Annotated in this window: 21 protein-coding genes; 8 read left to right on the plus strand and 13 right to left on the minus strand. The window is 57.5% G+C overall.

The genetic code is table 11. The annotated features are described in order from the left end of the window. Positions 1-174: 174 nt before the first annotated feature. The 3 genes from leuE to ahpC all read right to left on the minus strand — a co-directional run bounded on the left by leuE (position 175) and on the right by ahpC (position 3,133). Positions 175-816: a leucine efflux protein LeuE gene (gene leuE / locus WA928_RS10135; protein WP_424302945.1), complete on the minus strand. Its 642-nt coding sequence runs from the start codon at positions 814-816 to the stop codon at positions 175-177. Between the two features lie 16 nt (positions 817-832). Then, positions 833-2,404, minus strand: a complete 1,572-nt coding sequence (gene ahpF / locus WA928_RS10140) for an alkyl hydroperoxide reductase subunit F (RefSeq protein WP_424302948.1) — start codon at positions 2,402-2,404, stop codon at positions 833-835. 165 nt (positions 2,405-2,569) lie between these two features. Next, positions 2,570-3,133: an alkyl hydroperoxide reductase subunit C gene (gene ahpC / locus WA928_RS10145; RefSeq protein WP_350383876.1), complete on the minus strand. Its 564-nt coding sequence runs from the start codon at positions 3,131-3,133 to the stop codon at positions 2,570-2,572. 405 nt (positions 3,134-3,538) lie between these two features. Between ahpC and WA928_RS10150 the strand changes: the two genes are divergently transcribed. After that, positions 3,539-4,096, plus strand: coding sequence for a PRC-barrel domain-containing protein (locus tag WA928_RS10150; protein ID WP_424302951.1), 558 nt, complete (start codon positions 3,539-3,541; stop codon positions 4,094-4,096). A 137-nt stretch (positions 4,097-4,233) separates the two neighbouring features. Here WA928_RS10150 and wrbA read toward each other — a convergent pair whose 3' ends face one another. Both wrbA and WA928_RS10160 read right to left on the minus strand, forming a co-directional pair. Then, positions 4,234-4,902: an NAD(P)H:quinone oxidoreductase gene (gene wrbA / locus WA928_RS10155; protein WP_424302954.1), complete on the minus strand. Its 669-nt coding sequence runs from the start codon at positions 4,900-4,902 to the stop codon at positions 4,234-4,236. A gap of 234 nt (positions 4,903-5,136) precedes the next feature. Then, positions 5,137-6,798, minus strand: a complete 1,662-nt coding sequence (locus WA928_RS10160; protein ID WP_424302956.1) for an EAL domain-containing protein — start codon at positions 6,796-6,798, stop codon at positions 5,137-5,139. 200 nt (positions 6,799-6,998) lie between these two features. Between WA928_RS10160 and WA928_RS10165 the strand changes: the two genes are divergently transcribed. Then, positions 6,999-7,760 carry a glycosyltransferase family 25 protein gene (locus WA928_RS10165; RefSeq protein ID WP_424302959.1) on the plus strand — a complete coding sequence of 254 codons (762 nt, stop codon included), beginning with the start codon at positions 6,999-7,001 and terminating at the stop codon, positions 7,758-7,760. Between the two features lie 28 nt (positions 7,761-7,788). Here the strand turns inward: WA928_RS10165 and WA928_RS10170 are convergent, their stop codons facing one another. From WA928_RS10170 to WA928_RS10195, 6 genes are read right to left on the minus strand one after another with little or no spacing between them, the layout of a single operon-like run. Continuing rightward, positions 7,789-8,553, minus strand: a complete 765-nt coding sequence (locus WA928_RS10170) for an ABC transporter permease (RefSeq protein WP_424302962.1) — start codon at positions 8,551-8,553, stop codon at positions 7,789-7,791. Positions 8,554-8,561: 8 nt separating this feature from the next. Then, positions 8,562-9,320 (minus strand): ABC transporter permease, encoded by a 759-nt coding sequence (locus tag WA928_RS10175; RefSeq protein ID WP_424302965.1) that lies wholly within the window; start codon positions 9,318-9,320, stop codon positions 8,562-8,564. Beyond that, a complete protein-coding gene (locus WA928_RS10180; RefSeq protein WP_424302968.1) occupies positions 9,320-10,132 on the minus strand; it encodes an ABC transporter ATP-binding protein in 813 nt (270 codons plus the stop codon). Before WA928_RS10180 ends, WA928_RS10175 begins: the two co-directional genes overlap by 1 nt. 27 nt (positions 10,133-10,159) lie before the next feature. Beyond that, the gene (locus WA928_RS10185) at positions 10,160-11,134 is read right to left on the minus strand and encodes an ABC transporter substrate-binding protein (protein WP_424302971.1); all 975 of its coding nucleotides are present in this window, start codon (positions 11,132-11,134) and stop codon (positions 10,160-10,162) included. A 38-nt stretch (positions 11,135-11,172) separates the two neighbouring features. After that, positions 11,173-12,084, minus strand: coding sequence for a hydroxymethylglutaryl-CoA lyase (locus WA928_RS10190; protein ID WP_424302974.1), 912 nt, complete (start codon positions 12,082-12,084; stop codon positions 11,173-11,175). Next, positions 12,081-13,280, minus strand: coding sequence for a CaiB/BaiF CoA transferase family protein (locus WA928_RS10195; RefSeq protein WP_424302977.1), 1,200 nt, complete (start codon positions 13,278-13,280; stop codon positions 12,081-12,083). Before WA928_RS10195 ends, WA928_RS10190 begins: the two co-directional genes overlap by 4 nt. Before the next feature lie 265 nt (positions 13,281-13,545). Between WA928_RS10195 and prpR the strand changes: the two genes are divergently transcribed. Beyond that, positions 13,546-15,477 (plus strand): propionate catabolism operon regulatory protein PrpR, encoded by a 1,932-nt coding sequence (gene prpR, locus WA928_RS10200; protein WP_424302980.1) that lies wholly within the window; start codon positions 13,546-13,548, stop codon positions 15,475-15,477. 106 nt (positions 15,478-15,583) lie between these two features. After that, a complete protein-coding gene (locus tag WA928_RS10205) occupies positions 15,584-16,096 on the plus strand; it encodes an SRPBCC family protein (RefSeq protein WP_424302983.1) in 513 nt (170 codons plus the stop codon). 73 nt (positions 16,097-16,169) lie between these two features. Here the strand turns inward: WA928_RS10205 and WA928_RS10210 are convergent, their stop codons facing one another. Further along, positions 16,170-17,129 carry a LysR substrate-binding domain-containing protein gene (locus WA928_RS10210; protein WP_424302986.1) on the minus strand — a complete coding sequence of 320 codons (960 nt, stop codon included), beginning with the start codon at positions 17,127-17,129 and terminating at the stop codon, positions 16,170-16,172. A gap of 221 nt (positions 17,130-17,350) precedes the next feature. Here WA928_RS10210 and tcuA point away from each other — a divergent pair, with 221 nt between their 5' ends. The 4 genes from tcuA (at position 17,351) to WA928_RS10230 (ending at position 21,910) form a co-directional block, all read left to right on the plus strand. Next, the gene (tcuA, locus tag WA928_RS10215; protein WP_424302993.1) at positions 17,351-18,844 is read left to right on the plus strand and encodes an FAD-dependent tricarballylate dehydrogenase TcuA; all 1,494 of its coding nucleotides are present in this window, start codon (positions 17,351-17,353) and stop codon (positions 18,842-18,844) included. Positions 18,845-18,997: 153 nt separating this feature from the next. Then, positions 18,998-20,017, plus strand: a complete 1,020-nt coding sequence (locus WA928_RS10220; RefSeq protein WP_424302997.1) for a TRAP transporter substrate-binding protein — start codon at positions 18,998-19,000, stop codon at positions 20,015-20,017. 71 nt (positions 20,018-20,088) lie between these two features. Next, complete coding sequence (locus WA928_RS10225; protein ID WP_424303000.1) at positions 20,089-20,616, plus strand: TRAP transporter small permease; 528 nt, start codon at positions 20,089-20,091, stop codon at positions 20,614-20,616. 1 nt (position 20,617) lies between these two features. Beyond that, entirely contained in the window at positions 20,618-21,910 is a 1,293-nt protein-coding gene (locus tag WA928_RS10230) for a TRAP transporter large permease (RefSeq protein ID WP_417252702.1), read from the plus strand. An 82-nt stretch (positions 21,911-21,992) separates the two neighbouring features. Here WA928_RS10230 and WA928_RS10235 read toward each other — a convergent pair whose 3' ends face one another. After that, a complete protein-coding gene (locus tag WA928_RS10235; protein ID WP_424303004.1) occupies positions 21,993-22,379 on the minus strand; it encodes a DUF1801 domain-containing protein in 387 nt (128 codons plus the stop codon). Between the last annotated feature and the right edge of the window lie 47 nt (positions 22,380-22,426).

Below are 22,426 nucleotides of genomic sequence, written 5' to 3' on the forward strand. Positions count from 1 at the left end.
GAAAAATTCTACTCAGGATGCCTATAAGGGCCTAAAGGGGATAAACCCCTAGGGACACCCAGATTGCCTGCACCAAAGAGCGTGTCAGGCGCATCTCGCGGGCCTGTCCGGCAATATCGGCTGACTCATCACGATGAGTGAATGTTGGATATTAACGCAGCGTGATGAATGATGTCACCCGGCGTCCAGTGCCATGCGCCCGGCAAACCATAAAAACAGGGCCCCCACCAGCGCACTGCCCGTGCGTGCCACCCCCGGCCGGCGACGAAAGGCAGCCGCCAGCCGCGCCCCGCCGAAGATCAGCGCCGACAAATACAGCACGCTGCACAGCTGCAAAATGGCGGCAAGGATCAGAAACGACAATGCGGGGTGTGCGTAAGCCGGATCGACAAACTGCACAAAGAAGGACAGCAAAAACAAAATGGCCTTGGGATTCAGCAAACTGAGCAACAAAGCCTTTTGGAACGGGCGCCCACCGGCACTGGACACGGTGGTGGTGGCAGACGGTTGCCCAGGGTGCCACGCCGACCACAGCAGGCGTGCACCCAGATAGGCAAGGTAAATTGCGCCCACGGCCTTGAGTGCCAGAAACACCACGGGCAAAAGACGCAACACCGAAGCAGCGCCTGCTGCGGTGAGCGTCATCAGGATGGCATCACCCAGAAACACCCCAAACGCTGCCTGGTAGCCCGCCCGCACGCCCCGCCCTGCCCCGGTAACCAGGACAAACAAAGAGTTGGGGCCGGGCAGCAGCACAATAAAGATTGTGCCGGCGATATATGTCCAGACGTCCAGAACACCGTATTGCGACAGCATGGCGGGGCTCTGGTGATCAGGCCACAGCGGCCTCAGGCTCGACCGACGAGCGGATCAGGTGATCGAAGGCCGAAAGCGCTGCCTTGGCACCATCCCCTGCCGCGATGATGATCTGCTTGTACGGCACCGTGGTGGCGTCTCCGGCAGCAAATACCCCGGGCACAGACGTCTGGCTACGGGCATCCACCACAATCTCGCCATGCGCGGTGAGTTCGACCACGCCCTTGAGCCATTCGGTGTTGGGCACCAGACCAATCTGGATAAATACACCTTCGAGTTCGACCTTATGCAGCTCACCGCTGCTACGGTCTTTGTAGCTCAAGCCTGTGACACGCTTGCCGTCACCGTGAATCTCGGTGGTTTGTGCGGACGTGATAACCCGTACGTTGGCCATGCTGCGCAACTTGCGTTGCAGCACTTCGTCGGCCCGCAGGACGTCGCCGTATTCGATCAGGGTGACATGACCCACAATGCCGGCGAGATCAATGGCAGCTTCTACGCCCGAGTTGCCGCCACCGATGACGGACACACGCTTGCCCTTGAATAACGGACCATCACAGTGCGGGCAGTACGCCACACCGCGGTTGCGGTATTCGTCTTCGCCGGGCACGTTGATATGCCGCCAGCGGGCGCCGGTGGAGAGAATCACATTCTTGGCCTTCAGCACCGCACCATTGGCCAGCTCGACCTGAATCGACTTGCCCGGCACCAGTCGGGTGGCCCGCTGCAGGTTCATGATGTCTACTTCGTAGGCCTTGACGTGCTGCTCGAGTGCGACACCGAACTTGGGGCCTTCGGTTTCCAGTACCGAGAGGTAGTTTTCGATGGCCATGGTATCCAGCACCTGGCCGCCGAAGCGCTCGGCCACCACACCCGTGGCAATACCCTTGCGTGCCGCATACACGGCCGCGGCTGCTCCGGCTGGGCCACCGCCCACCACCAGTACATCGAATTCGCCACGGGCGTTCAAGGCATCTACCTTGGCCTGATCGTCGCCCACATCCAGCATGGCCAGGAGTTCTTCAACCCCGGCACGCCCCTGATGGAAGAGCTCGCCATTAAGGAACACCGCTGGCACCGAGAGGATCTCGCGGCGCTGGACTTCGTCCTGGAACAAGGCGCCATCGATAGCCACGTGATGGATGCGCGGGTTGATGACCGACATCACATTGAGTGCCTGCACGACATCCGGGCAGTTTTGGCACGACAGGGAGAAATAGGTTTCGAAGTGGTAGTCGCCCGGCAAGGCGCGGATCTGCTCGATGACGGCATCATCCAGCTTGGGCGGATGGCCCCCGACCTGCAACAGCGCCAACACCAGCGAGGTAAATTCGTGCCCCAGCGGAATACCGGCAAAGCGCACGCCAATATCAGTGCCCGTACGGGCGATCTCAAATGAGGGCACACGTTGATCGCCCGCCGGGGCGTCGACCACGGTGATGAGATCGGACAGGCTGCCGATTTCTTCCAGAAAGGCGCGCAGTTCTTGGGCTTGGGCGCTGCCATCCAGGGCGGCCCGCAACTCGACGGGCTGACTGACCCGCTCGAGGTAGGTTCCTAATTGTCCTTTGAGGTTTGCATCCAGCATATTGACACCTTTTTGGAAAAAATCTGCCCCCAGAGTACGCCAATTGGGCGTGCCCCGACAGGGTGCAGAACATGAAAGAAACCCGCTGCCTGCCCGTAGACAGGCAGCGGTGAAATCAGAAGGCCGGCAAAGACGACCGACGGCCTTTTGTGTCGCAGATAAGACTTAGATCTTGCCCACGAGGTCGAGCGACGGGGTAAGGGTCTTGGCGCCTTCTTCCCACTTGGCGGGGCAGACTTCACCGGGGTGAGCAGCGATATACAGGGCAGCCTTTACTTTGCGCAGCAGCTCGGAGGCGTCACGGCCAATTCCATTGTCGTGGATCTCAAGCACCTTGATCTCGCCCTCGGGGTTGACCACAAACGTGCCACGCAGGGCCACGCCTTCTTCCTGGATCAGGACTTCGAAGTTATTGGCCAGCACATGGGTGGGATCGCCGATCATGGGATAGGTGACCTTGCTGATGGCGTCAGACGTGTCGTGCCAGGCTTTGTGGGCAAAGTGGGTATCAGTAGACACCGAGTAGACTTCAACACCCAGTTTTTGGAACTCGGCGTAATGATCGGCCAGGTCTTCGAGTTCTGTGGGGCACACAAAAGTGAAGTCGGCGGGATAAAACACAAACACAGACCACTTGCCCGCGACGGATTGCTCGCTGACATCAACAAACTTGCCGTTGTGATAGGCGGTGGCTTTAAACGGTTTGATCTTTGTGTTGATCAGGGACATAGAGGGCTCCTTGGTTTGGTGAATTGCCTGATTGGCGACAGACCCAGTGTAGGCAATCCCTATTGATAAGTAAAATTGATAGTTTTTATAGTGTCGATTGTCTTAGACTATCGACAGCGCTGGGTAGTCGGCCCAATGCGTCTTCTGGCCTGGCTTGTAACAGAGTGGCCGGAATCGTAGCCTGATCTTAATACGGACAAAAATAAAAACCCGTGTTTTTTTGCATCCGCGCATTCCACACACCAGCAGGCTGGCAGTCTTGAGAGGATTTTTACCCTAGTGGCTCATATTTGGATATGCATAATTTTTAACACTTTCAGCCAAATGGTTATTGACCCTGATTAAGACAACAGCGTAGCGTGATTATTACGAGGTTTTATTTTATTAATCATGGAGGATAATCTCATGCGTGCACAGAAAACTATTGCAGCATTAGCCGTTATAACCATGAGCATGGCTGGTACCGCTTTTGCACAAACATCAGATTCTCAAGCGCCGGCGGATTCGGCGTCCACTTCGGCAGCAAGCAGCGCATCTGCGGATACCTCCGCAGATCAGCAGAAATCCACACAAATGCTGGCCAGCAATATCATAGGCATGCCAGTTAAAAATGGCACCGGCGATGATGCCCAGGATATTGGCAAGATTACTGATCTGGTTTTAAACCGCGAACAGAAAACCGTTAACGTATTGGTTGGTGTAGGTGGCTTTCTGGGGATCGGCACCAAAGAAGTAGGTGTACCTTTAAACGAAGTGAAATTTAATCCCAGCACCAAGACCGCAGTGGTTGCCATGAGCAAGGAAGCTCTGGAAAAGGCCCCTGCCTACGTAACCCTTGAGGAAAAGCAGGCGAAAACCGAGCAGACACAGCAAAACGCCAAGATGAAGCAACAACAAACCCAGCCGCCTTCTTCTCCGTTGGGCGCACCGGCCGCCCCGGCCCCAGGCGGTGCCACCAAGTAGGCCACCGTGCCATCACTGCAGGCAACACCCAGCCGGAATTTACGAGAGCATGACGTAAGTTCTGGCTAAAACCCAGACTGGCGAATAAACACCGGTCTGGGTTTTATATCAGACGCTTTTATCGCGGCAAACATCAATCAGATGAGTTTCCCGCTAACCGTTACCAGCCGACGGGCCTGATGACGAATTGCATCGAGTTGATCTTCGGTGAATTCGGTTCCGTATGTATGCGAGTAGCCGTAGGGATTGCCGCCTGATTTGAAAATCGACTGATCTGTGTAGCCTGGGGCCACGATGATGCCGCCCCAGTGCATGACCGAGGTGTAAAAGGACAGGATCGTGGCTTCCTGGCCACCATGGGTATTTTGCGCCGAAGACATGGCCGACACTGCCTTGTTGGCAAACCCGCCCTTGGCCCAGAACCCGCCCAGCGTGTCGATGAACGCACGCATCTGGCTGGCCATCACACCAAATCGCGTGGGCGCAACAAACAGATAGGCATTTGCCCATTCCATGTCATCCACCGTAGCGACTGCCACATCAGCCGTGCGGTCGGCCTGGGCTTTCCAGCCTTCAACGCCGGCCACCACCTCATCAGACGCGGTTTCTGCCACCTTGCGCAAGCGCACTTCTGCTCCTGCGGCGCGCGCAGCCTCTGTGGCTACGGTAGCCATCTGATGATTTGTTCCGTAGGTGGAATAGTAAATAACGGCAAGCCTGACACCCATGCTGAACTCCTGAACGAATGAGAGTGAAATTGAGAACCGCCCTGCCAGAACAACCCGGCAAGCGGACAATGTGCTCATTCTATTGATCCAAAGCATGACGATAAATAGACGTCATGAAACACGGTATTTTCATAATTGGAACAATGCATCGCCAGCCGCTGTATTTACGAACGTCCCAAATCTCTATGCCCATGATTTGATCCTCTTTGCATACATCGCTGAAAGAGGTAGCTTCACTGCGGCAGCCAGCTATCTGAATTTATGGAAATCTCGAACGAGGTGCCGAGGCTACAAGGCAGCAGCGGCTGACGCCTAGGCGCTATACCAAGAGGTATTATTCTTTACTTGTGCCAGCCAATCGTCGATTGGCATTGGCCGAGCCAACAGGTATCCCTGAACAGCAAAGCAACCCCGCAGCAATAGGTAATCCAGCTGTGAGCGCGTCTCGACACCTTCGGCGATTGTTTGTAGCCCCAGCCGATCCGCCATAGATAAAATCATGTCTACGACAATCTGGCTCCTTCCACTTTCTGGAATACCACTGATCAGGCTCCTGTCTATTTTCAGCTCGTAAAGAGGAAGTTTTGTCAGATTTTCCAGATTCGCGTAGCCCGTCCCGAAATCATCAATGGAAAAACGGACACCGCACGCTGTCAGTTCGGACATATGTTGCAAGGCGAGTGCCAGGTTCTCAATCGCAATCTCCTCGGTAATCTCCAGGATCAGGCAATCGGCCGGCGCCGCTGTTTGCGCCAGTGTGTCCCGAACCACCCGAACGAAATCGGGATCCAGAAGCGTTTTTGGTGAAATGTTTAGAGATAGAGGGTACTGATGTCCGAGTGTCTGTAGAGACAGTATCGTTTTACAAGTACTTATCAAGAACTGGCAGGTTAAAGACGTCAACATCCCTGCCGCTTCGGCGATCGGAATAAACTCTGCCGGTGATATCGGGCCATGCACCGGATGCTGCCACCTGGCCAACAGCTCTGCACCCACAGCCTGGCCATCCGCAGCAAACTGCGGTTGTATGTAGAGCGTTAAGCGCTCGTTTTTGACCGCATCCGCAAGATCACGCGCCAGGTTACGATCATCCTTAGTGTCCAGCCGCACAACCGTGGAAGGCACCGGTTTTCGTCTTTTGTGATATAGGCCGTAGCCCACCACCGCAAGCAACAAAATCACCAGAAGAACCAGCACCGCCCAATGCAAATCCCAGGGATGTCGGTGCTCCGGGATCGTCTGTCCCCAGCGATCAAGAACTTTGTAATAAACCGAGTTCGGATCTGCCTTCCACGCATCCAGATGACGATCAATCGCGGTAAGCACCGCCGGTTGGATATCTGCGCGAGCGGCATAGAAGACCTCATCGGCCGGGAACTTGATAGGGGTTGCCTTCAGATGGTGGCGCGGCGCGGCCAGCGCACCAAACACACTGTCAGCAATAGCGGCGTCAGCCTCGTGACGGCTAACCAGATCAAAAGCGCTGCCCAGATCCTCGACGGAGACCAGCGTGGCAGCTACCTGCATCTGCGCAAGCATCGACTGCAAGGTATCCAACTGCGCAGAGCCCGCCAGCACGGCAATCCGCTTGCCATCCAATTGTTCTAATGTGTCCAGCCCCATCGTATCCAGGGCATAGAGTCGTGAGGATCTCAACAACACAGGCACACTTGGAAATCCGAATATCTTTGCACGCTGCGGGGTGTATTGAACATTAGGCAACAGATCAATGGCACCCGCCTTAAGCTGCGCCAGACAGTCATCCCAATAGCAGTCTCTTGCGTCGAGTGTCCAGTTTTCGGCAGCGGCAATCTCACTTAACACATCGCCGAGAACCCCGCCTGGACGGCCATCCGACTGCAGATAGATATCCGGCCTGAAATCAGGTACACCAACCCGCAGCGTAAGCGCATTCGCCGCTGGCGACATGACAAACACCATGAGCAGTGCCAACGCCCGCAGCAGAAAAGCCAACTGCCTTTCAGTCATATAAAGGCAACTGAACAGTCACACGCCACCCACACTGAAACATCACTCTCTTCCTCATTTTCCGCCCTATTTATTTCGGCTGAGAAAGACGTATACCACAGCTGTCTTGCCCCATACACCGGCACAGCCACGGCTAAGCTGATTCCATTAAAATCAGGCATCAGACATTTCTTGTTATCCACCTAATGCCGCCACACATCTACGTGATCAGCCTGGCCACCGCACACGAGCGGCGGGTTTTTATGCGCCAGCAGCTGGATGCGCTGGCCCTGCCTTACACCATTGTGGATGGCGTGCATGGCGCCACCACGCCAGACCACGCGCTATTTGGCAAGTACAACGACAAGAAGCGCCTGCGCCGCCGCGGGGCGGGGTCTTCGTTGCGGCTGTCTCAACTGGGCTGCTTTGCCAGCCATTATCTGTTGTGGCAGCGCTGCCTGGAGAACGAGCAAGCGATCATCGTGCTGGAAGACGACGCCATCCTCCAGCCTACCTTTACTGATTTCTATCAAGCCGCAGAGCAGCTGGCAACACAGTATGGTTTGATCTGGCTGCAGCCCAGCCGCAAGCAGGACCAGCACTCGGGCAGAAAAATCGGCAACCTGGGCCCCTTTACAATCCGCCAATACACAAAGGGCTTTTCAGGAACAACCGGCTATCTGCTGACACCCTTGGCGGCAAAGACCCTGTTGGCTTACTCCGCCGAGTGGCTTTATCCCGTGGATAACACCATGGATCGCTTTTTTGAGCACAGTATTGCAGCCACTGGCCTGGATCCAGCGTGCATCCAGCAGGACGACGATTTCGAATCCTCCATCAATGTGGCAGATGCAGGCACGCGGCGCACATTGCCCGACCGCCTGCGGCGCGAAGCCGATAGCCTGAAGGACACCCTGGCACGCGGTTGGTACAACCTGAAAGCCGGGATGACTGCCCGCAATCCTTAAGCCGCAAAACACGCAGGATCTGCAACCCTTAGTGGCGCAGGTAACGATCCAGCTGCAGCATTAAATAGCTGGCCACCGTAGCAAACACAAACAGCATCAGCGCAAGCGCCATGATGCTGGCGGTTTCGTTGCGCTCCATGCTGCGCATCAATAAATGCCCCAGCCCATATTGCGACGCAAACATCTCGCCCAGCAAGGTACCCAGTAAAGTCAAAGAGAACCCAATGCGCAGGCCTGCGACGATTTCCGGCATGGCGGCGGGAATCAGCACGTGCCAGGAGGTTTGTTGCGGTGACAAACGGTAGGCGCGCGCCGTACGGCCATAGACCGCCGGGATGTTACGCAGTGCCGTCATGGTGAAGATGATGATGGGGATAATGCCGTGAATGACGCCAAAGGCGATCCGGGCGGAGATATCCAGCCCAAACATCAACAGGATAATTGGATACAGCGCAATCTTGGGAATCGAGTACAGCGTGATCAATACGGGCTCCATGACATCCCCCGCCAGCCGGCGGGAGCCCAGGATCAAACCAATCAGGATCCCGCACACTGTTGCGATCAGCATGGCCACCCCAAAGGCTTTAAGGGTGGCCATCAGATGGTTGGTGAAATCCGGGGCGTGCACCTCTACCTGCAGCTGTGCCCAGGTATGCCAGGGGGTGGGCAATACCGCGTCACCCAACAGCCAGCTGCCGGCAACCCAGCACAGCAGCATGCCCAGCACCAGAATGGCCGCATCGGTGGGCCCTTGCCGGGCCTGCAAGGCGGGAGATGGAGATCGGTGTGTCATCGCAGCCATCAGGCGTCCCTTGGTACACGGCGCTGGTACAGATGCTGCTCGGCCACGTGCAGCATCAGGTTGATAAACCCGACAAACACCAGCAAAAGAAGCATCAAGCCATACATCGTAGGGTTGTCGAAGTTGTTATAGGCATAGGCAATCTGATAGCCAAAACCTGCGCCCGACAAGATAAATTCTCCGGCGATCACCGCAAGAAAAGAATAGACCACCGACAACTTGATGCCGGTAAAGACAAATGGCAGGCTGGCCGGCAAGACGATCAGGCGTACTTCATCAAAACGGCTCATGCGCAGCGTACGGGCTGTTTTAAGCAATACGGCCGGCACCCGCTCGAGACCATTCAAGGTGTTAACCACCATGGCTGCCAACGCGAACAGAAACCCGATCATGATCAGAGGCCAGCGATTCAGGCCAAACAGCACAATCAGCATCGGATAAAAAATGAAGATCGGAACCGCATACCAGGACAACAGCAGCGGATCGATTACCCGCCGCAGCCGGGGGTAGCGGAAAAGCAGGATGCCGCCCAGAAAACCCACCGACACCGACAGCAGTACCGCTGTACCGGCCGACATCAATGTCAGGACAATGTCTTTCAGGTATTCGCCCGACGCCAAGATATCCCATGCGCCCAGCGCCATTTGAGACGGCGGAATAAAGGACACCGGGTTGATCCATGCCAGGCGGCTTGCGAGTTCGAGCAAGGCAATGGCCGCAATGATCAGCAGGGTGCGCAGGCGGGCCGGCCGGGACACTATGCAGCCCCCAACGCTTTGATGGACTCTTCGCGCAACACGCCCCAGATGCGGGATTGCAGTGCCCCAAACCGGGGATCCATGGCGGTTTCGCTGTCGCGCCCCCGCCCCCAGCCGGTCTCGACGATTTCGATAAACCGGCCGGGCCGGGTGGACATCACCCCGATGCGGTCGGACAAGAGCACGGCTTCGTCGATGGAGTGGGTAATCAGCATGACCGTGCAATTGGTTTCACGCCAAAGCTTGAGCATTTCTTCTCCCATGAGAAGCCGTGTCTGCTGATCGAGCGCGCCAAATGGCTCGTCGAGCAACATCAGGCGCGGGCGCATCACCATGGCCCGGGCAATACAGACACGTTGACGCATGCCGCCCGACAACTGGGAAGGGTATGCATGGGCAAACCCCGCCAGCCCCATAAACGACAGGGCGTATTGCACCCGATCCCGGATCTCCTTTTGAGGCAGGCCGGCCTGCTTTGCGCCAAAGGCGGCATTATCAAAAACCGTCATCCACGGAAAGCAGGCATCCTCTTGAAACACAACGGCCACACCGTCGGGCACCGAGCCCGAGACCAGTTGCCCCTCGAAGTGAATGCTGCCTTCCGTGGGGGCGCTCAAGCCCGCGATCACATCCAGGAGTGTCGATTTGCCACACCCGGATGGGCCAACCACAGAAAAGAACTCTCCTGGCCTGAGATCGAAGCTGACCGGCCCCAATGCCGCGGTAGCAGCCTGGGCTGCCCGCGCCGGATACACGCGTGTCACGCCATCCAGAACGACATGCCCCTGCTGCGTCATACTGCTATCCACCATAACCCTGCCTCCGGAACACCCTTGCCATTACTTGCTGCGCAAGTCTTTGGGCAAAAGGCTTTCGTCCACCAGCGTGCTCCAGTTGAAGGCCTCGTTATCCAGCGCTTTGACCAGACGCAGGCCGTCCAGCATCACATCCATCCCCTGGTAATCAAGCGCACCCTGGCTCCAGTAGGGGCTGCCGCTTTTCATGATGGAATGGATGGCCGAGCGCGCAATCGCAGGCGTCAGGCTGTATTGCTTGGCCAGCAAATCACCGGCTTCGTCCGGGTGTTTCTCGATGAATTCAACCCCCTTGCGCCGCGCCTCGATGATCTTCTTGATCACGTCAGGATGTTCTTTCAGATAGTCTGTCTGCACAATGCCGACGGTTTGCGTCATGTGCGGAATGCTGGCGCTGGAAGTAAACGCCACCTTCAGCGTATCGGCCTCTTTGCTCATGACAGGCTCGAGCATGTAGATCACATCCACCGCGTTTTCGCGCAGGGCGGTTAATGCAGAGCCCAAGCCACCCACCGCCTTGCGGTCTACCGAATCGAGAATCCCGGCTTTGTTCAGTGCAATGGTCGACACCATATCGGTAACGGACTTCGGGCTGCTGTACCCCAGCTTCTTGCCCTTCATGTCTTCGATCTTGCTGATGGCCGACCCTTTATTGGCCACCCAGATGAGATCTGCCAGGCTGATCACACCGCCATGAACGATGGTGAGCTTTACCCCCGACTTGGCCGCCGCAACGGCGGCAGACAGGGCCACCTCGCCATAAGGAATCTCTGAGGCCATGGCGTTGCGCACCGTGGTGCCACCCCCCTTGGAGGTAATAAAGCCCGTGATATCGAGACCCTCGTCCTTGAAATATCCTTTTTCGAGGGCGACGGCAAAGGGCGCGCCATACATGCCGCTGCCCCAGTGGGTAACCGTCAGGGTTTCAGCGTGGGCAAGCGTACCCGCAGCCACTAGCACCCCGCCCGCCAGGTAACGCAAAATAGGTAATGGTTTCATGAGAATTGTCTCCTTATTGATATGCAGCAAGTACAACGTCAGGCCCCGGCAGCCGGGAACTGTGTGTTGAGCCAACGCGTGGTGCGCCCTCCTAGTGAATAACCAACCAGCAACTCGGCAGATTTGATTGCTTCGCGCAGGCGCGCAATATCAACGCCAGTACGAAAGCCACACTGCTCTGCCATCAGCACAACATCCTCGGTGGCCACGTTTCCGGCGGCACCGGGAGCAAAAGGACACCCGCCCAAACCACCCACGCTGGTGTCAAATTTCCGTACACCGGCTTCTATGGATGCCCAGACATTGGCCAAAGCAAATCCGCGGGTGTCATGAAAATGTGCGCTGACGCGATCTGCGCCATAGCGTTTGATGCAGGTACCCAGCAACGGCCCCACCTGCGCCGGATTGGCTGCACCAATGGTGTCGGCAATCACGACCTCCTGCGCGCCAGCGTCCATCATGAGTTCAGCAAGCATTAAAACTGTATCCGGGGATACCCGCCCTTCGTAGGGACACTCGAAAGCCACCGCGACATACGCCTTGGCGCGCATCGAAAGCTGCCGTGCCGCTTTGACGGTTGCCGTACACGAGGCAACCGTCTGCGCGAGATCCAGATTGATATTGCGTTTATTCATTGTGTTGGTTGCCGACAGCACCACCGCAATCTCCTGGACGTGGGCCGCCTGAGCTCTTTCGAGCCCCCTGAGATTGGGTACCAGGGCCGAATACTGCACACGACCCACATCCGGCAGCCGTGGGTACAGCTGATCGGCATCCGCCATCTGGGGAACCGCTTTGGGAGACACAAAACTGCCGGCTTCCACCGAGCGGATCCCTGCCTCTATCAGGGCGCGGATCAGGGTCAGTTTGCCGTCCAGGCTGATGGCGGCATGTTGGCTTTGCAAACCATCGCGTGGCCCAACCTCGTTGATGAGAATATCCGGCATCATTGAATGATCTCCTTGCGCCGTAATGCGCTGATGGCTTCCGCCGAATATCCCAGTACGGAAGAAAGCACCTCGTCTGTGTCTTGACCCAGCAGCGGCGGCGGCGTAAAAGTGGTGCCGTCCGTATTGCCCACCTTGACGGGGTTTCCCGGCATCTTCAGTGTCTCACCGGATTGCAGCGTGACATCCACCACCATGTCCCGCGCCAGGATCTGCGGATCGGACAGCGCCTGCTCGAAATCATTGACAGGCGCGCAAGGAATTCGGGCCCCAGACAACAGCGCCAGCCAGTGCGCCGTGGACGCTGTCTCGGTATGCGCCTGGATCAACTGGTTGATCTCTGCTTCGTGGGCGAAGCGCCCGGGTTGCTCCTGGTACTCTGGTTTGCACAAGCCGGGCAAGGGCATGACTTCCAGCAAACGCTGAAAAAACGTATCGCCGATACACGCAATGATGATGTAGCCGTCTGTTGTCTTGAACGTGTTGTAGGGCACGTGCACGAAATGACCGTTTCCAAGGCGGCCCGGCACATTGCCGGACATCAGATACATGGTTGCCATGTAGTTGAGCATCGACACCTGCGCATCCAGCATGGAGACATCCACGTGCTCGCCCTTGCCGGAGGCCGACCGCTTGACGAGACTGCTGAGCACACCAATGGCGCCAAACACGCCCCCCCCCAGGTCTCCGATCGGGATGCCCGCCCTGACGGGCGGCCCATCCTTGAACCCGGTGATGGACATGCCACCGCCCATGCCCTGCACCACCTGATCAAAGGCCGGGCGATCACGCGCCGGCCCTGTTTCTCCAAACCCGGTGACGGAGCACGTCACGATGCGGGGGTTGATCGACGACAGCGTGTCATGATCGATCTTCAACCGACGGGTGACACCGGCGCTGAAGTTGTCGAAGACCACATCGGCCTCTTTGACCAGATCGTAAAAAACCGCCAGACCTTCTGGTGATTTCAGATCAATGCAGACACTTTCCTTGCCCCGGTTGAGGGTCAGAAAATACGCCCCCATGCCCTGACGCGAATAGTCTGCGCTGTTAGCCAGCAATGCCCGGGTATTTTCACCATGTCCGATCGGCTCAACCTTGATGGTGCGCGCGCCCAGATCGGCCAGAAGCATGGTGCCATAGGGGCCCGAGAGCATATGGGTCAGGTCGATGATGGTGATCCCTTCGAGAGGTTTCATAACTGTTCGTCTTAAAGTGGTGTCTGATCATCTATCAGCAATACCCATGCCAGTTACTAAAAAATCAATTTAATGAATTGATATATAAGGAATTTAAAAACATAAGGGATTACCTAAGCTGCAAAACTCGCGGGTAAACGCTGATCTTCAGCCATCCAAAAATGTTCCAGAAAACGTTTCATACGTTTCATGCGTTTCATCCACGCCCGGATTGGTGATAGAGTCAGACACATCACAGACCAGTTCTTTTTTGATAGGGTTGCTGATGAAAAGCGCCACACGGGTTACACCTTCTCGTCCCAGAATCTGCATCATCGGCTACAAGCGACTCAGCCACCTGGTGCACTCCGTCATCGACGAGTACAGCACTCGCGCAGACATTGAAGTGATCGATGAAGTCTTTGATGCTGCGCTCAAGGCTGCCCGCTATCGCGAACAAGAGAAACTTGCCGACGCCTTCATCAGTGGCGGCGCCAATGCCTCCATCCTGCGGGCAACCCTGAGCAGCCCGGTGGCCAGAATCAAGGTCAGTGGCTACGACATCCTGCTTGCCTTGCTTAAAGCCGGCGATATCTCCGATCGCGTCGGGCTGATCACCTATGGCGAAACAGACGCACAGCTGGATTCGATCAAGGCCTTGCTGAAACTGAAAATCGACCAAAGAGCCTACCGCAGCGCGGACGAAGCCAAAGACTGCTGCATGAGCCTGATTTCTGCCGGGTTTTCGGTGATTGTGGGCTCGAGCGTTGTGGTGGATCTTGCCGAGCAACACGGCGTACGCGGCATCCTGGCATATAGTCGCGGCGCGGTGCGGCAGGCCATCGAAGACGCCATCGAACTGGCCTACGCTGCCCGCCTGGAGGCCATCAAATTTGAGCAGCTCGATAGCGTGCTGCGCCACCTGAGTGAAGCGGTGGTGGCTGTGGATGAACACGAGCAGGTCACCGCAATCAATCCCGCCATGGAACATGTGCTGGGCGTCACTCGGCGGGAAGCTATTGGCCACAAGCTGGGCGCCCTGTCTGCGCAAGCCTCGTTAAAGTCCACCATCGACCAGGATTTCAGCGAGCACGCGGCAGTCACGAACATCGGCCATCAAACCTATATTGCCAACAAGGTACCTATTCATTCCCAGGGAGTAATCGCAGGCGCGGTGATGACGCTGATGCCAGCCAGTGCGATCCAGCACGCAGACACCAACCTGCGCACCGAGAAGCGCCCGGGGCACCCGGTTGCGAAATACCATTTTGAACAAATCGCCGGCAGCAGCAAGCCCTTTGTACAGGCATGCAATACCGCCAAACGTTATGCCCGCACAAGCTCCACGGTGCTGATCACCGGTGAAAGCGGTACCGGTAAAGAACTTTTTGCACAGGCCATCCATAACGCCAGCGCCCGCAGCCGCAACCCCTTTATTGCACTCAATTGCGCAGCATTTCCAGAGCAATTGCTGGAAAGCGAGCTGTTCGGCTACGAAGAAGGGGCCTTCACGGGCTCGCGCAAAGGCGGCAAGCCCGGCCTTCTAGAGGTTGCACACACGGGCACCGTGTTTCTGGATGAAATCGGTGACATGCCGGTTTCCTTGCAAACGCGGCTGCTGCGTATCCTGCAAGAAAAAGAAGTTATTCGCCTGGGTGGGGCTCAGCCCATCCCGGTGGATGTGCGCATCATTGCAGCCACCCACCACATCCTGCAAGATCGGATCCAGCAAGGGCTTTTCCGCAGCGACTTGTTTTATCGCCTGAACATTTTGCACCTGCATTTGCCCAGCCTGAGAGACCGGCACGATGACATCGCCCTGCTTGCCATCCGGCTGCTGCAATCGTTTCTGAATCGGGCCCAAATCTCGCTTGGCGCCCAACTGATCCTGGCACCGCTGATGCCAAGACTTATCGCCTACGATTGGCCCGGCAATGTACGCGAGCTGGAAAACGTGGCAGAGCGCCTGGCCAGCTTTGCAGTGGCATGCACCACCCCGGCAGATCTGGATTACGGCTTGATCCGCCAAAACCTGCCGGAGATATTTTCATCCGGTGCCAGCCCGGCGACCAGCCACGCAAACAGCCTGGATATCAGATCAGTAAAAGCGGCCCTGGCCCTGGCCCACGGCAACCGCCACAAGGCCGCAGAACAATTGGGCGTGAGCCGCACCACGCTATGGCGCTGGATTAAAGCGCATAAGGTAATCGACTGCTGACTGGCTCCACGCAAACAATTGACATATGCCATATTTCAGCACCCGCTGATGGTGACAACCCGGAGGGTTTCGTCCTACTCTTCTGTCGTGCTTAGAGGAGTTTTTCATGAGTGAGTTTGAATTTCAGCCTGGCGTCATCCGCCGTCTCGGTGATGTCTACGAGGGGCGACTACAACGCAGCATCGATCATCGCCCGGCTGAAGTGTGGCAGATGCTGACTGCCCCGGATCGTCTGGCGCAGTGGCTGGCGCCCGGCTCCATCCAGTTGTGCAAGGGTGGCGCCGTACACATCAATTTCGCTGACAGCGGCACCTTGATAGAAAGCACCGTGCTGGCATTCGAACTCGAGCGGCAGCTCGCCTATTCGTGGAGTAGCGGCAGCGAGCCTCAGCGGCCCCTGTCATGGTCGCTGGAAGCCGTGGACGAAGGCACTGTGCTTACCCTTGTCGTGCAGGTGCCCATACAAGAAGACATCGCCAAGGCCTGCGCAGGCTTCGAGGGCCATCTTGAGATGCTGCTGGCCGCGCTCGAAGGTGTGCCCATCCGTTTTCCATTTGATCTGTTTCTGCAAGCGCGCACGGCGTATCAAGCGGCGGTTGCAGCGCTCGTTAAAGCATAGGCTTTCGGTCGCATCGTCCATCACACAGCCGGTTGCGTGAGTCGGTTCAGGCGGTCGAAGCCATACGATTTCACTAAAGCCCCTCCGCATCAGCAGACGGTTCGGCAGTACGCGAAAAATCACTCACGCCCACCCAATCGCCTTGGGCGACAAGCCCACGAGCCACGTTGCGCATGACTACGCGCGCAGCCAGGGCCGCCGGTGAGAGCTCATCATCCGAGAGGCTGACCAGGTACCCGCGGCGGCTGAGCCACTGGTCGGAAATCCTGGCGGCTTGCAGCTGCGTGCGCCCCGCGCGGCTGATGGCAGCGTCGGGCTGAATGGTGGCCACAAGCCCTGCCGCCACCGCGTCCATCAGGACGGCCAGCGAATCAATCTCCATGACGATATTCAGGCCCAGCGCGTGACGGTCGGCCGCTGTGGACAACACGCTGCGCAGCCCATGCATATGCGTGGGCATGGCCAGGGGCAGATCACCCAGGCGCGCAAGCGGCACGCTGTCGCCCTCAGGAAACCCGGCAAATCCCACCTTGGCCATGACATAAAGCGATTCTTCAAACAGCGGCATCACCGAGCAGCCCCAGTTAGGCTCATCGCCAAACAGGATGGCCAAATCCAGCTGGCGTGATTTCAGCATCGCCGCCAAGTGCCCGGAAAGCGACTCGACCAGGTGAAACCGGACATCTGGATACTGCTGCCGCATCGCGATGAGCAACGGCAAGGCCACCACCGATGCCGTGGTGGGCGCCAGCCCGACACTGACGTGGCCCGCCAGGCGCGCACTTTGCGCCGAGCGCACGGCTTCGTCCACATGACGCAAGGCCAGTTGCGCCTGGCGAAAGAACGCAATGCCCGCATCGGTGGGGATGACGCCCTGATGGGTGCGTTGCAGCAGGCGGGTGGAGAGCTCTGACTCCAGCCGGCTGATCTGCTGGCTTAGCGTCGAGGACACCACGCCCAGCTCGCGGGCGGCCTTGCCCAGGCTGCCCTGCCGGACAACGCAAACGAAATATCTGAACTGACGGATTTCCAAATGGAAGGCTCCAAAAATCCTGCATCCAGCGGCGACACACACGCCGTCACCCTGAGATTCTATCTCGCACCCTCACGAAAGTTCACGATTCGTGAATACCTATTGAGCGCATGCCCTCTAGCGACCACGACTCCACAGGCATATCGTGAAAAGCAGACAGGCAGATGAGCCTATTTTTTTCTCCTGGCCAGCGGCCCGGCCGGACAACGGAGACACATGACATGAGCAATGACCAATACGACGTGATCGTCGTGGGCGCCGGAAACGCCGCCCTGTGTGCTGCACTCGCAGCACGAGAACAAGGTATGAAAACCCTGGTGCTCGAAAGAGCACCAGAGTCAGAGCGCGGCGGCAATTCTTACTTCACGGCCGGTGGATTCCGGTTCGCGCACAACGGCCTGGAGGATATCGCCCAGGACATTCTGGTGGATCTGACCCCGGAGGAACGCGACAACATCGTGTTGCCGCCCCATGATCGCCAGACGTTTTTTGACCTCCTTATGGATGTCACCGGCGGGCGGGCCAATGAAGAGCTGGCCTGGATCCTGATCGACCAATCGCGTCCCGTGATGGCCTGGATGCGCAGCCACGGGGTGCGCTTTCTGCCCATGTACGGACGCCAATCGTTCCTGGTGGAAGGCAAGCAGCACTTCTTTGGCGGGCTGGCGATAGAAGCCGTGGGCGGCGGCGCCGGCCTGGTGGAATCGGAAATTGCTCTGGCAGAGAAACTGGGCGCGGAGATCCGCTACGAGACGGCAGCCGTCGATCTACTGCAAGACGATCGCGGCGCCATCCACGGGGTACGGGTACAAACACCGGCCGGCTACCAATCCATTACGGCACGTGCCGTTATCCTGGCAAGCGGCGGCTTCGAATCCAACCCGGAAATGCGTGCCCGCTACCTGGGCCCAGGCTGGGATTTATGCCATGTCCGTGGGACACGCCACAACCTGGGCGAAGGCATCAAGATGGCGCTGAAAGCCGGCGCCAACCCGTTTGGCAACTGGTCCAGCTGTCACGCCTGCGAGTGGGACATCTCGGCACCGCCCTATGGCGACCGCTGGGTACTGGACAACTTCCAGAAGCACTCTTACCAACTGGGCATCATCGTCAACAATGAGTGCAAGCGCTTTGTGGACGAAGGCGAAGATTTCCGCAACATGACCTACGCCAAATTTGGGCGCGAGATCATGAAGCAGCCCAAGCGCACCGCCACACAGATATTCGACCAGAAAACCGTGGGCATGCTGCGCGACGAATACCGCATCAAGCAGGTTACCAAGGCCGAAGCACCCACCATCCGTGGGCTGGCCGATCAGCTTGGGCTGGATCCGGACGCGCTGGAGCAGACCGTCAACGAATACAACGCAGCATGCGGCGATCAACCCTATAACCCGGCCGTACTCGACGGCAAAGGCACCACCGGCATCACTCCGCCCAAGTCCAACTGGGCCCTGCCGCTGGACAAACCGCCTTACGTGGCCTTTGTGACAACCACCGGCATCACCTTTACCTTCGGCGGCCTGCAGATCAATGCCCATGCCGAGGTTCAAGGCACGATGGGCCGATCCATCCCCGGCCTGTTTGCAGCCGGCGAGCTGGTGGGCGGGCTGTTCTACGAAAACTACCCAGGCGGCACCGGCCTGATGTCCGGTTCTGTGTTTGGCAAGCTTGCCGGCGAAGGCGCTGCACGCTACGCAAAAGCTGTGCAATAAGGGGGTTTAGTTGCTTGTCAGGTTTCGCGCAGTAGACTGAAACCGCTATTTTCAGACCGAGAGAAGCGGCCGTTGTGCGCAGCCATCCGGGTAATCAGACCCACAGCAAACGGGCACGGGTGACCAGCGCTTCCATTATCAAAGGAGCACACCATGAATCACCCTATCCGTAAGCTATTTGCCATCTCCAGTATCGGCGCAGCCTGCCTGCTGGGGATGTCAGCCACGCAGGCGGCAGACCTGACCGTACGCCTGGCCTGGTACATGCCACCGCATACTGCGACGGCCGATCAAGGAGAAAATTTTGCCAAGGCCATCACGGATCTGAGCAAAGGATCCATCAAGGTTGAAACCTACCCATCGGGCTCCCTGCTGAAGGAATCCAATATTGCGCAGGGGCTCAGCAACAACACCACCAATATGGCCATTTTTGGCATGCACTGGTGGTCCAAGTACGAACCATCGCTGGAATGGGACACCATCCCCTTTTTGGTGGATGATGCCAGCTTGCTGCTCCAGACCCTGCACGGCAAGCTGGGCCAAGATGTTAATGCCAGCCTGAACAAACACAATGTAGAAGTGATTGGCTGGGGCTTTTACGGCTACGCAGAAAGCTATATCAATACCAAGCACGTCATCAAGACGCCTGCCGACATCAAGGGCCTGAAAATCCGCTCTGAAGGCAAGCTCTCGGCCAAGTTTCTGGCCGCCCAGGGGGCCACGCCGGTGGCCGTGGATTCCAGCGAGGTGTACACGGCCTTGCAAAGCGGCAGCCTGGACGCAGCCGTCTCGGGATTGTCGAGCATCATCTCGCGCAAGTGGTACGAAGTTGGCCACTACATCACCGCTATCCATTACGTCCCGCTGGTGTACCCCATCCAGGTCAACGCCAAGTGGTGGAAAGGCCTGACGCAAGAGCAGCGTGACATCATCAGCAAAGCTGCCGTCAGTACCGAGAAACTGGCCGTCGCCGACATCGAGAAAGAATTCAACGACGATATCGCCATTGCAAAAAAGAATGGCAACGACGTCTATCGGCCAACGGATGCTGAGCTGAAAGAATGGAAGGCCACCGCCGGCGTGCAGGCACGCAAGGACTATGTGGCGGAAACAGGCGCCAGCGGCCAGCAGATACTGGACGACGTGGACGCCGCACTCAACAACAAGAAGTGATCCGGGCACACTGCTCGTAATCATCCACTGTACTGTCCGGCTAACCACAGCCGGACAGCAAGGGGGCAATAATGACTGAATCATCTGCAAGGTCCCCCAGCGGGGGGCGCTGCGTGCAAGCGGCACAACACGCCGTCACAAAGCTGGGGACCACTGTCGGCTATCTCTCAGCCGTCTTCATGATCGTGATGGCGGCATCCATCATTTTAGGCATCGTGATGCGCACCACCCACATCGATAACTCCTGGACATATGATGTGGATCTGTTTGCTCTGTCCTGGCTGGCTTTCGTGGGGGCGTCATATACCGCACTGCGCGAAGAGCACGTTACTTCGGGCATCGCGCTGGAAAACATGTATCCGCGCAGCGCCCGGATCATGCACATCCTGCGTTTCATCATCATCGCCGGATTCCTCGTGGTGTTTACCATTTCGGGCTACACACAGTTCAGCGACAGCCTCCTGGCCCACGAAACCACGCTGGACGTCATGAGCTGGCCTGTCTGGATTCCACACCTGGCCTTACCGGTGGGCACCCTGCTGTGGCTGATCTTCGAAGCCCACCTGTTTGTACGCCGCCTGACCACCCCCCGGAGCTGACATGGTCTTTACACTCACATTGGTTTCGCTGGGCGTATTGCTCATTCTCGGGGTTCCCATTGCCGTATCACTGCTGATCAGCGGCACGGTGGGCTACATGATGACCATCGGCTTTGATCCCGGAATGACTGCCCTGGCGCAACTGGCCTATACCGACCTCAACTCCTTTGTCATCATCGCCATCCCGCTCTATATCCTGATGGGGCAGATCATGCTCAAAGGAGAATCCGGGCGCGATCTGTTTGATTTTGCACAGCGGATCGTTGGCCGCCTGCCTGGCGGGCTGGCTGTGGCCGCCACCGTGGCCAGCGCCATCTTTGCGGCAATCTCCGGCTCATCCACCGCCACCGCCGCCACCATCGGTTCAATCAGCGTCCCCGAGATGTGCGACCGTGGCTATGACAAGCGCATGGCAGCCGGTGTCGTGGCCGTTGCCGGCACCCTGGGGATTTTGATCCCGCCCAGCATCTCGTTCATTCTTTATTCACTGGTCACCAACGCTTCCGTTGGCAAGCTGTTCATGGCCGGTGTGCTTCCCGGCATCATGCTGGCTGCCATGTTTTGCCTCTACTCCATTTACTGGGCCTGGCGCAGAAACCAGCGCAGCGGCGGCAAGGTCTCGATTTCTCGCGAACACGTGCCCTTTACCTGGGGCATGTGGGGCAGCCTGTTCATGATCCCCCTGATCCTGGGCGGCATCTACACCGGCTGGTTTACACCCACCGAAGCCGCCGGCGTGGGCGTCATCTACGCCTTCATCCTGACGACATTCTTCAAGCGCACACTGACCTGGCAGCGCTTTATCGACGCCGTGCGCGACAGCGTTGTCACCAGTTGCATGATCCTGATGCTGATTGCTGGCGCAGGCGTGTTTGGCAATACGCTGTCGCTCTTGCGCGTACCACAAGACTTTGCCACCTGGCTGGAAGGCCTGCAGCTGGCACCCTGGCAGTTTCTGATTGCCATCAACCTGCTTTACCTGGTTTTGGGTATGTTCATGGATGCCTCGGCCGCCATCCTGGTTACCGTACCCATCCTGCTGCCCGGCCTGGTGGCGATGCAAATTGATCTGGTCTGGTTTGGCGTGATTCTGGTCATCAACATGGAGATCGGCGCCGTTACCCCACCGGTGGGGATGAACCTGTTTGTCGTCAAGGCCCTGCGCCCGGATTACACCATCCGCGATGTGCTGATTGGATCCTTGCCATACGCCGGCTTGGGGTTGGTGGGGCTGGCGCTGGTGGTGATTTTCCCGCAGATCGCGCTGCTGCTGCCCAGTATGGGTGGCGGATAAGCCGGCACAACAAACGGTTTGCCACTGCATGCATAGTAAATCCTCATTGGGCACGGCTTTATGGCCGTTTCCCGATGAGCACTCAATCAGCGCGCCAGCCCGGCATGCCACATGATTCTTTGATCCAGGCAAGCAGCTGGGCGGATTCTAGCTCCTCCAGGGATTTGATCTTCACATACCGCGATGCGTCTCCAAGCACCGGCGGCTTGTGCAGCTTGTCGCCATTCAGAAACACGACGTTGACCGACACGTGATACGCGGCAAGTTCGATACACCAGCCAAACTGCGGACAGCCGTAATAAGCCTTGCCCCATTTGATCGCGAATCGGGCATCCTTCAGATGATCCCGAATCAAATGATCCAGCGCTGACACGACGGAATTCATGGCCGGCATGACACCTGCAATCCAGCGATCGACCTCATCATGGGTATCAGCCGGCACTGGCGGCTTTTTTGTCTTCAAATCCATGGCGCTCCTCGTATTGATGGCGTCTTAGCGACGCCATTGGTCATGTT

The organism is Castellaniella sp. (assembly GCF_049651205.1).
Taxonomy (GTDB): domain Bacteria; phylum Pseudomonadota; class Gammaproteobacteria; order Burkholderiales; family Burkholderiaceae_B; genus Castellaniella.

Coding starts and splice junctions, on each gene's coding strand:
- WA928_RS10205 (WP_424302983.1), top strand. CDS start 15,584: ATGAGTGAGTTTGAATTTCAGCCTGGCGTCATCCGCCGTCTCGGTGAT.
- ahpC (WP_350383876.1), bottom strand. CDS start 3,133: ATGTCCCTGATCAACACAAAGATCAAACCGTTTAAAGCCACCGCCTAT.
- wrbA (WP_424302954.1), bottom strand. CDS start 4,902: ATGAGCACATTGTCCGCTTGCCGGGTTGTTCTGGCAGGGCGGTTCTCA.
- WA928_RS10235 (WP_424303004.1), bottom strand. CDS start 22,379: ATGGATTTGAAGACAAAAAAGCCGCCAGTGCCGGCTGATACCCATGAT.
- WA928_RS10230 (WP_417252702.1), top strand. CDS start 20,618: ATGGTCTTTACACTCACATTGGTTTCGCTGGGCGTATTGCTCATTCTC.
- tcuA (WP_424302993.1), top strand. CDS start 17,351: ATGAGCAATGACCAATACGACGTGATCGTCGTGGGCGCCGGAAACGCC.
- WA928_RS10225 (WP_424303000.1), top strand. CDS start 20,089: ATGACTGAATCATCTGCAAGGTCCCCCAGCGGGGGGCGCTGCGTGCAA.
- WA928_RS10180 (WP_424302968.1), bottom strand. CDS start 10,132: ATGGTGGATAGCAGTATGACGCAGCAGGGGCATGTCGTTCTGGATGGC.
- WA928_RS10220 (WP_424302997.1), top strand. CDS start 18,998: ATGAATCACCCTATCCGTAAGCTATTTGCCATCTCCAGTATCGGCGCA.
- WA928_RS10170 (WP_424302962.1), bottom strand. CDS start 8,553: ATGACACACCGATCTCCATCTCCCGCCTTGCAGGCCCGGCAAGGGCCC.
- prpR (WP_424302980.1), top strand. CDS start 13,546: ATGAAAAGCGCCACACGGGTTACACCTTCTCGTCCCAGAATCTGCATC.
- WA928_RS10190 (WP_424302974.1), bottom strand. CDS start 12,084: ATGATGCCGGATATTCTCATCAACGAGGTTGGGCCACGCGATGGTTTG.
- WA928_RS10150 (WP_424302951.1), top strand. CDS start 3,539: ATGCGTGCACAGAAAACTATTGCAGCATTAGCCGTTATAACCATGAGC.
- WA928_RS10195 (WP_424302977.1), bottom strand. CDS start 13,280: ATGAAACCTCTCGAAGGGATCACCATCATCGACCTGACCCATATGCTC.
- ahpF (WP_424302948.1), bottom strand. CDS start 2,404: ATGCTGGATGCAAACCTCAAAGGACAATTAGGAACCTACCTCGAGCGG.
- WA928_RS10185 (WP_424302971.1), bottom strand. CDS start 11,134: ATGAAACCATTACCTATTTTGCGTTACCTGGCGGGCGGGGTGCTAGTG.
- leuE (WP_424302945.1), bottom strand. CDS start 816: ATGCTGTCGCAATACGGTGTTCTGGACGTCTGGACATATATCGCCGGC.
- WA928_RS10165 (WP_424302959.1), top strand. CDS start 6,999: ATGCCGCCACACATCTACGTGATCAGCCTGGCCACCGCACACGAGCGG.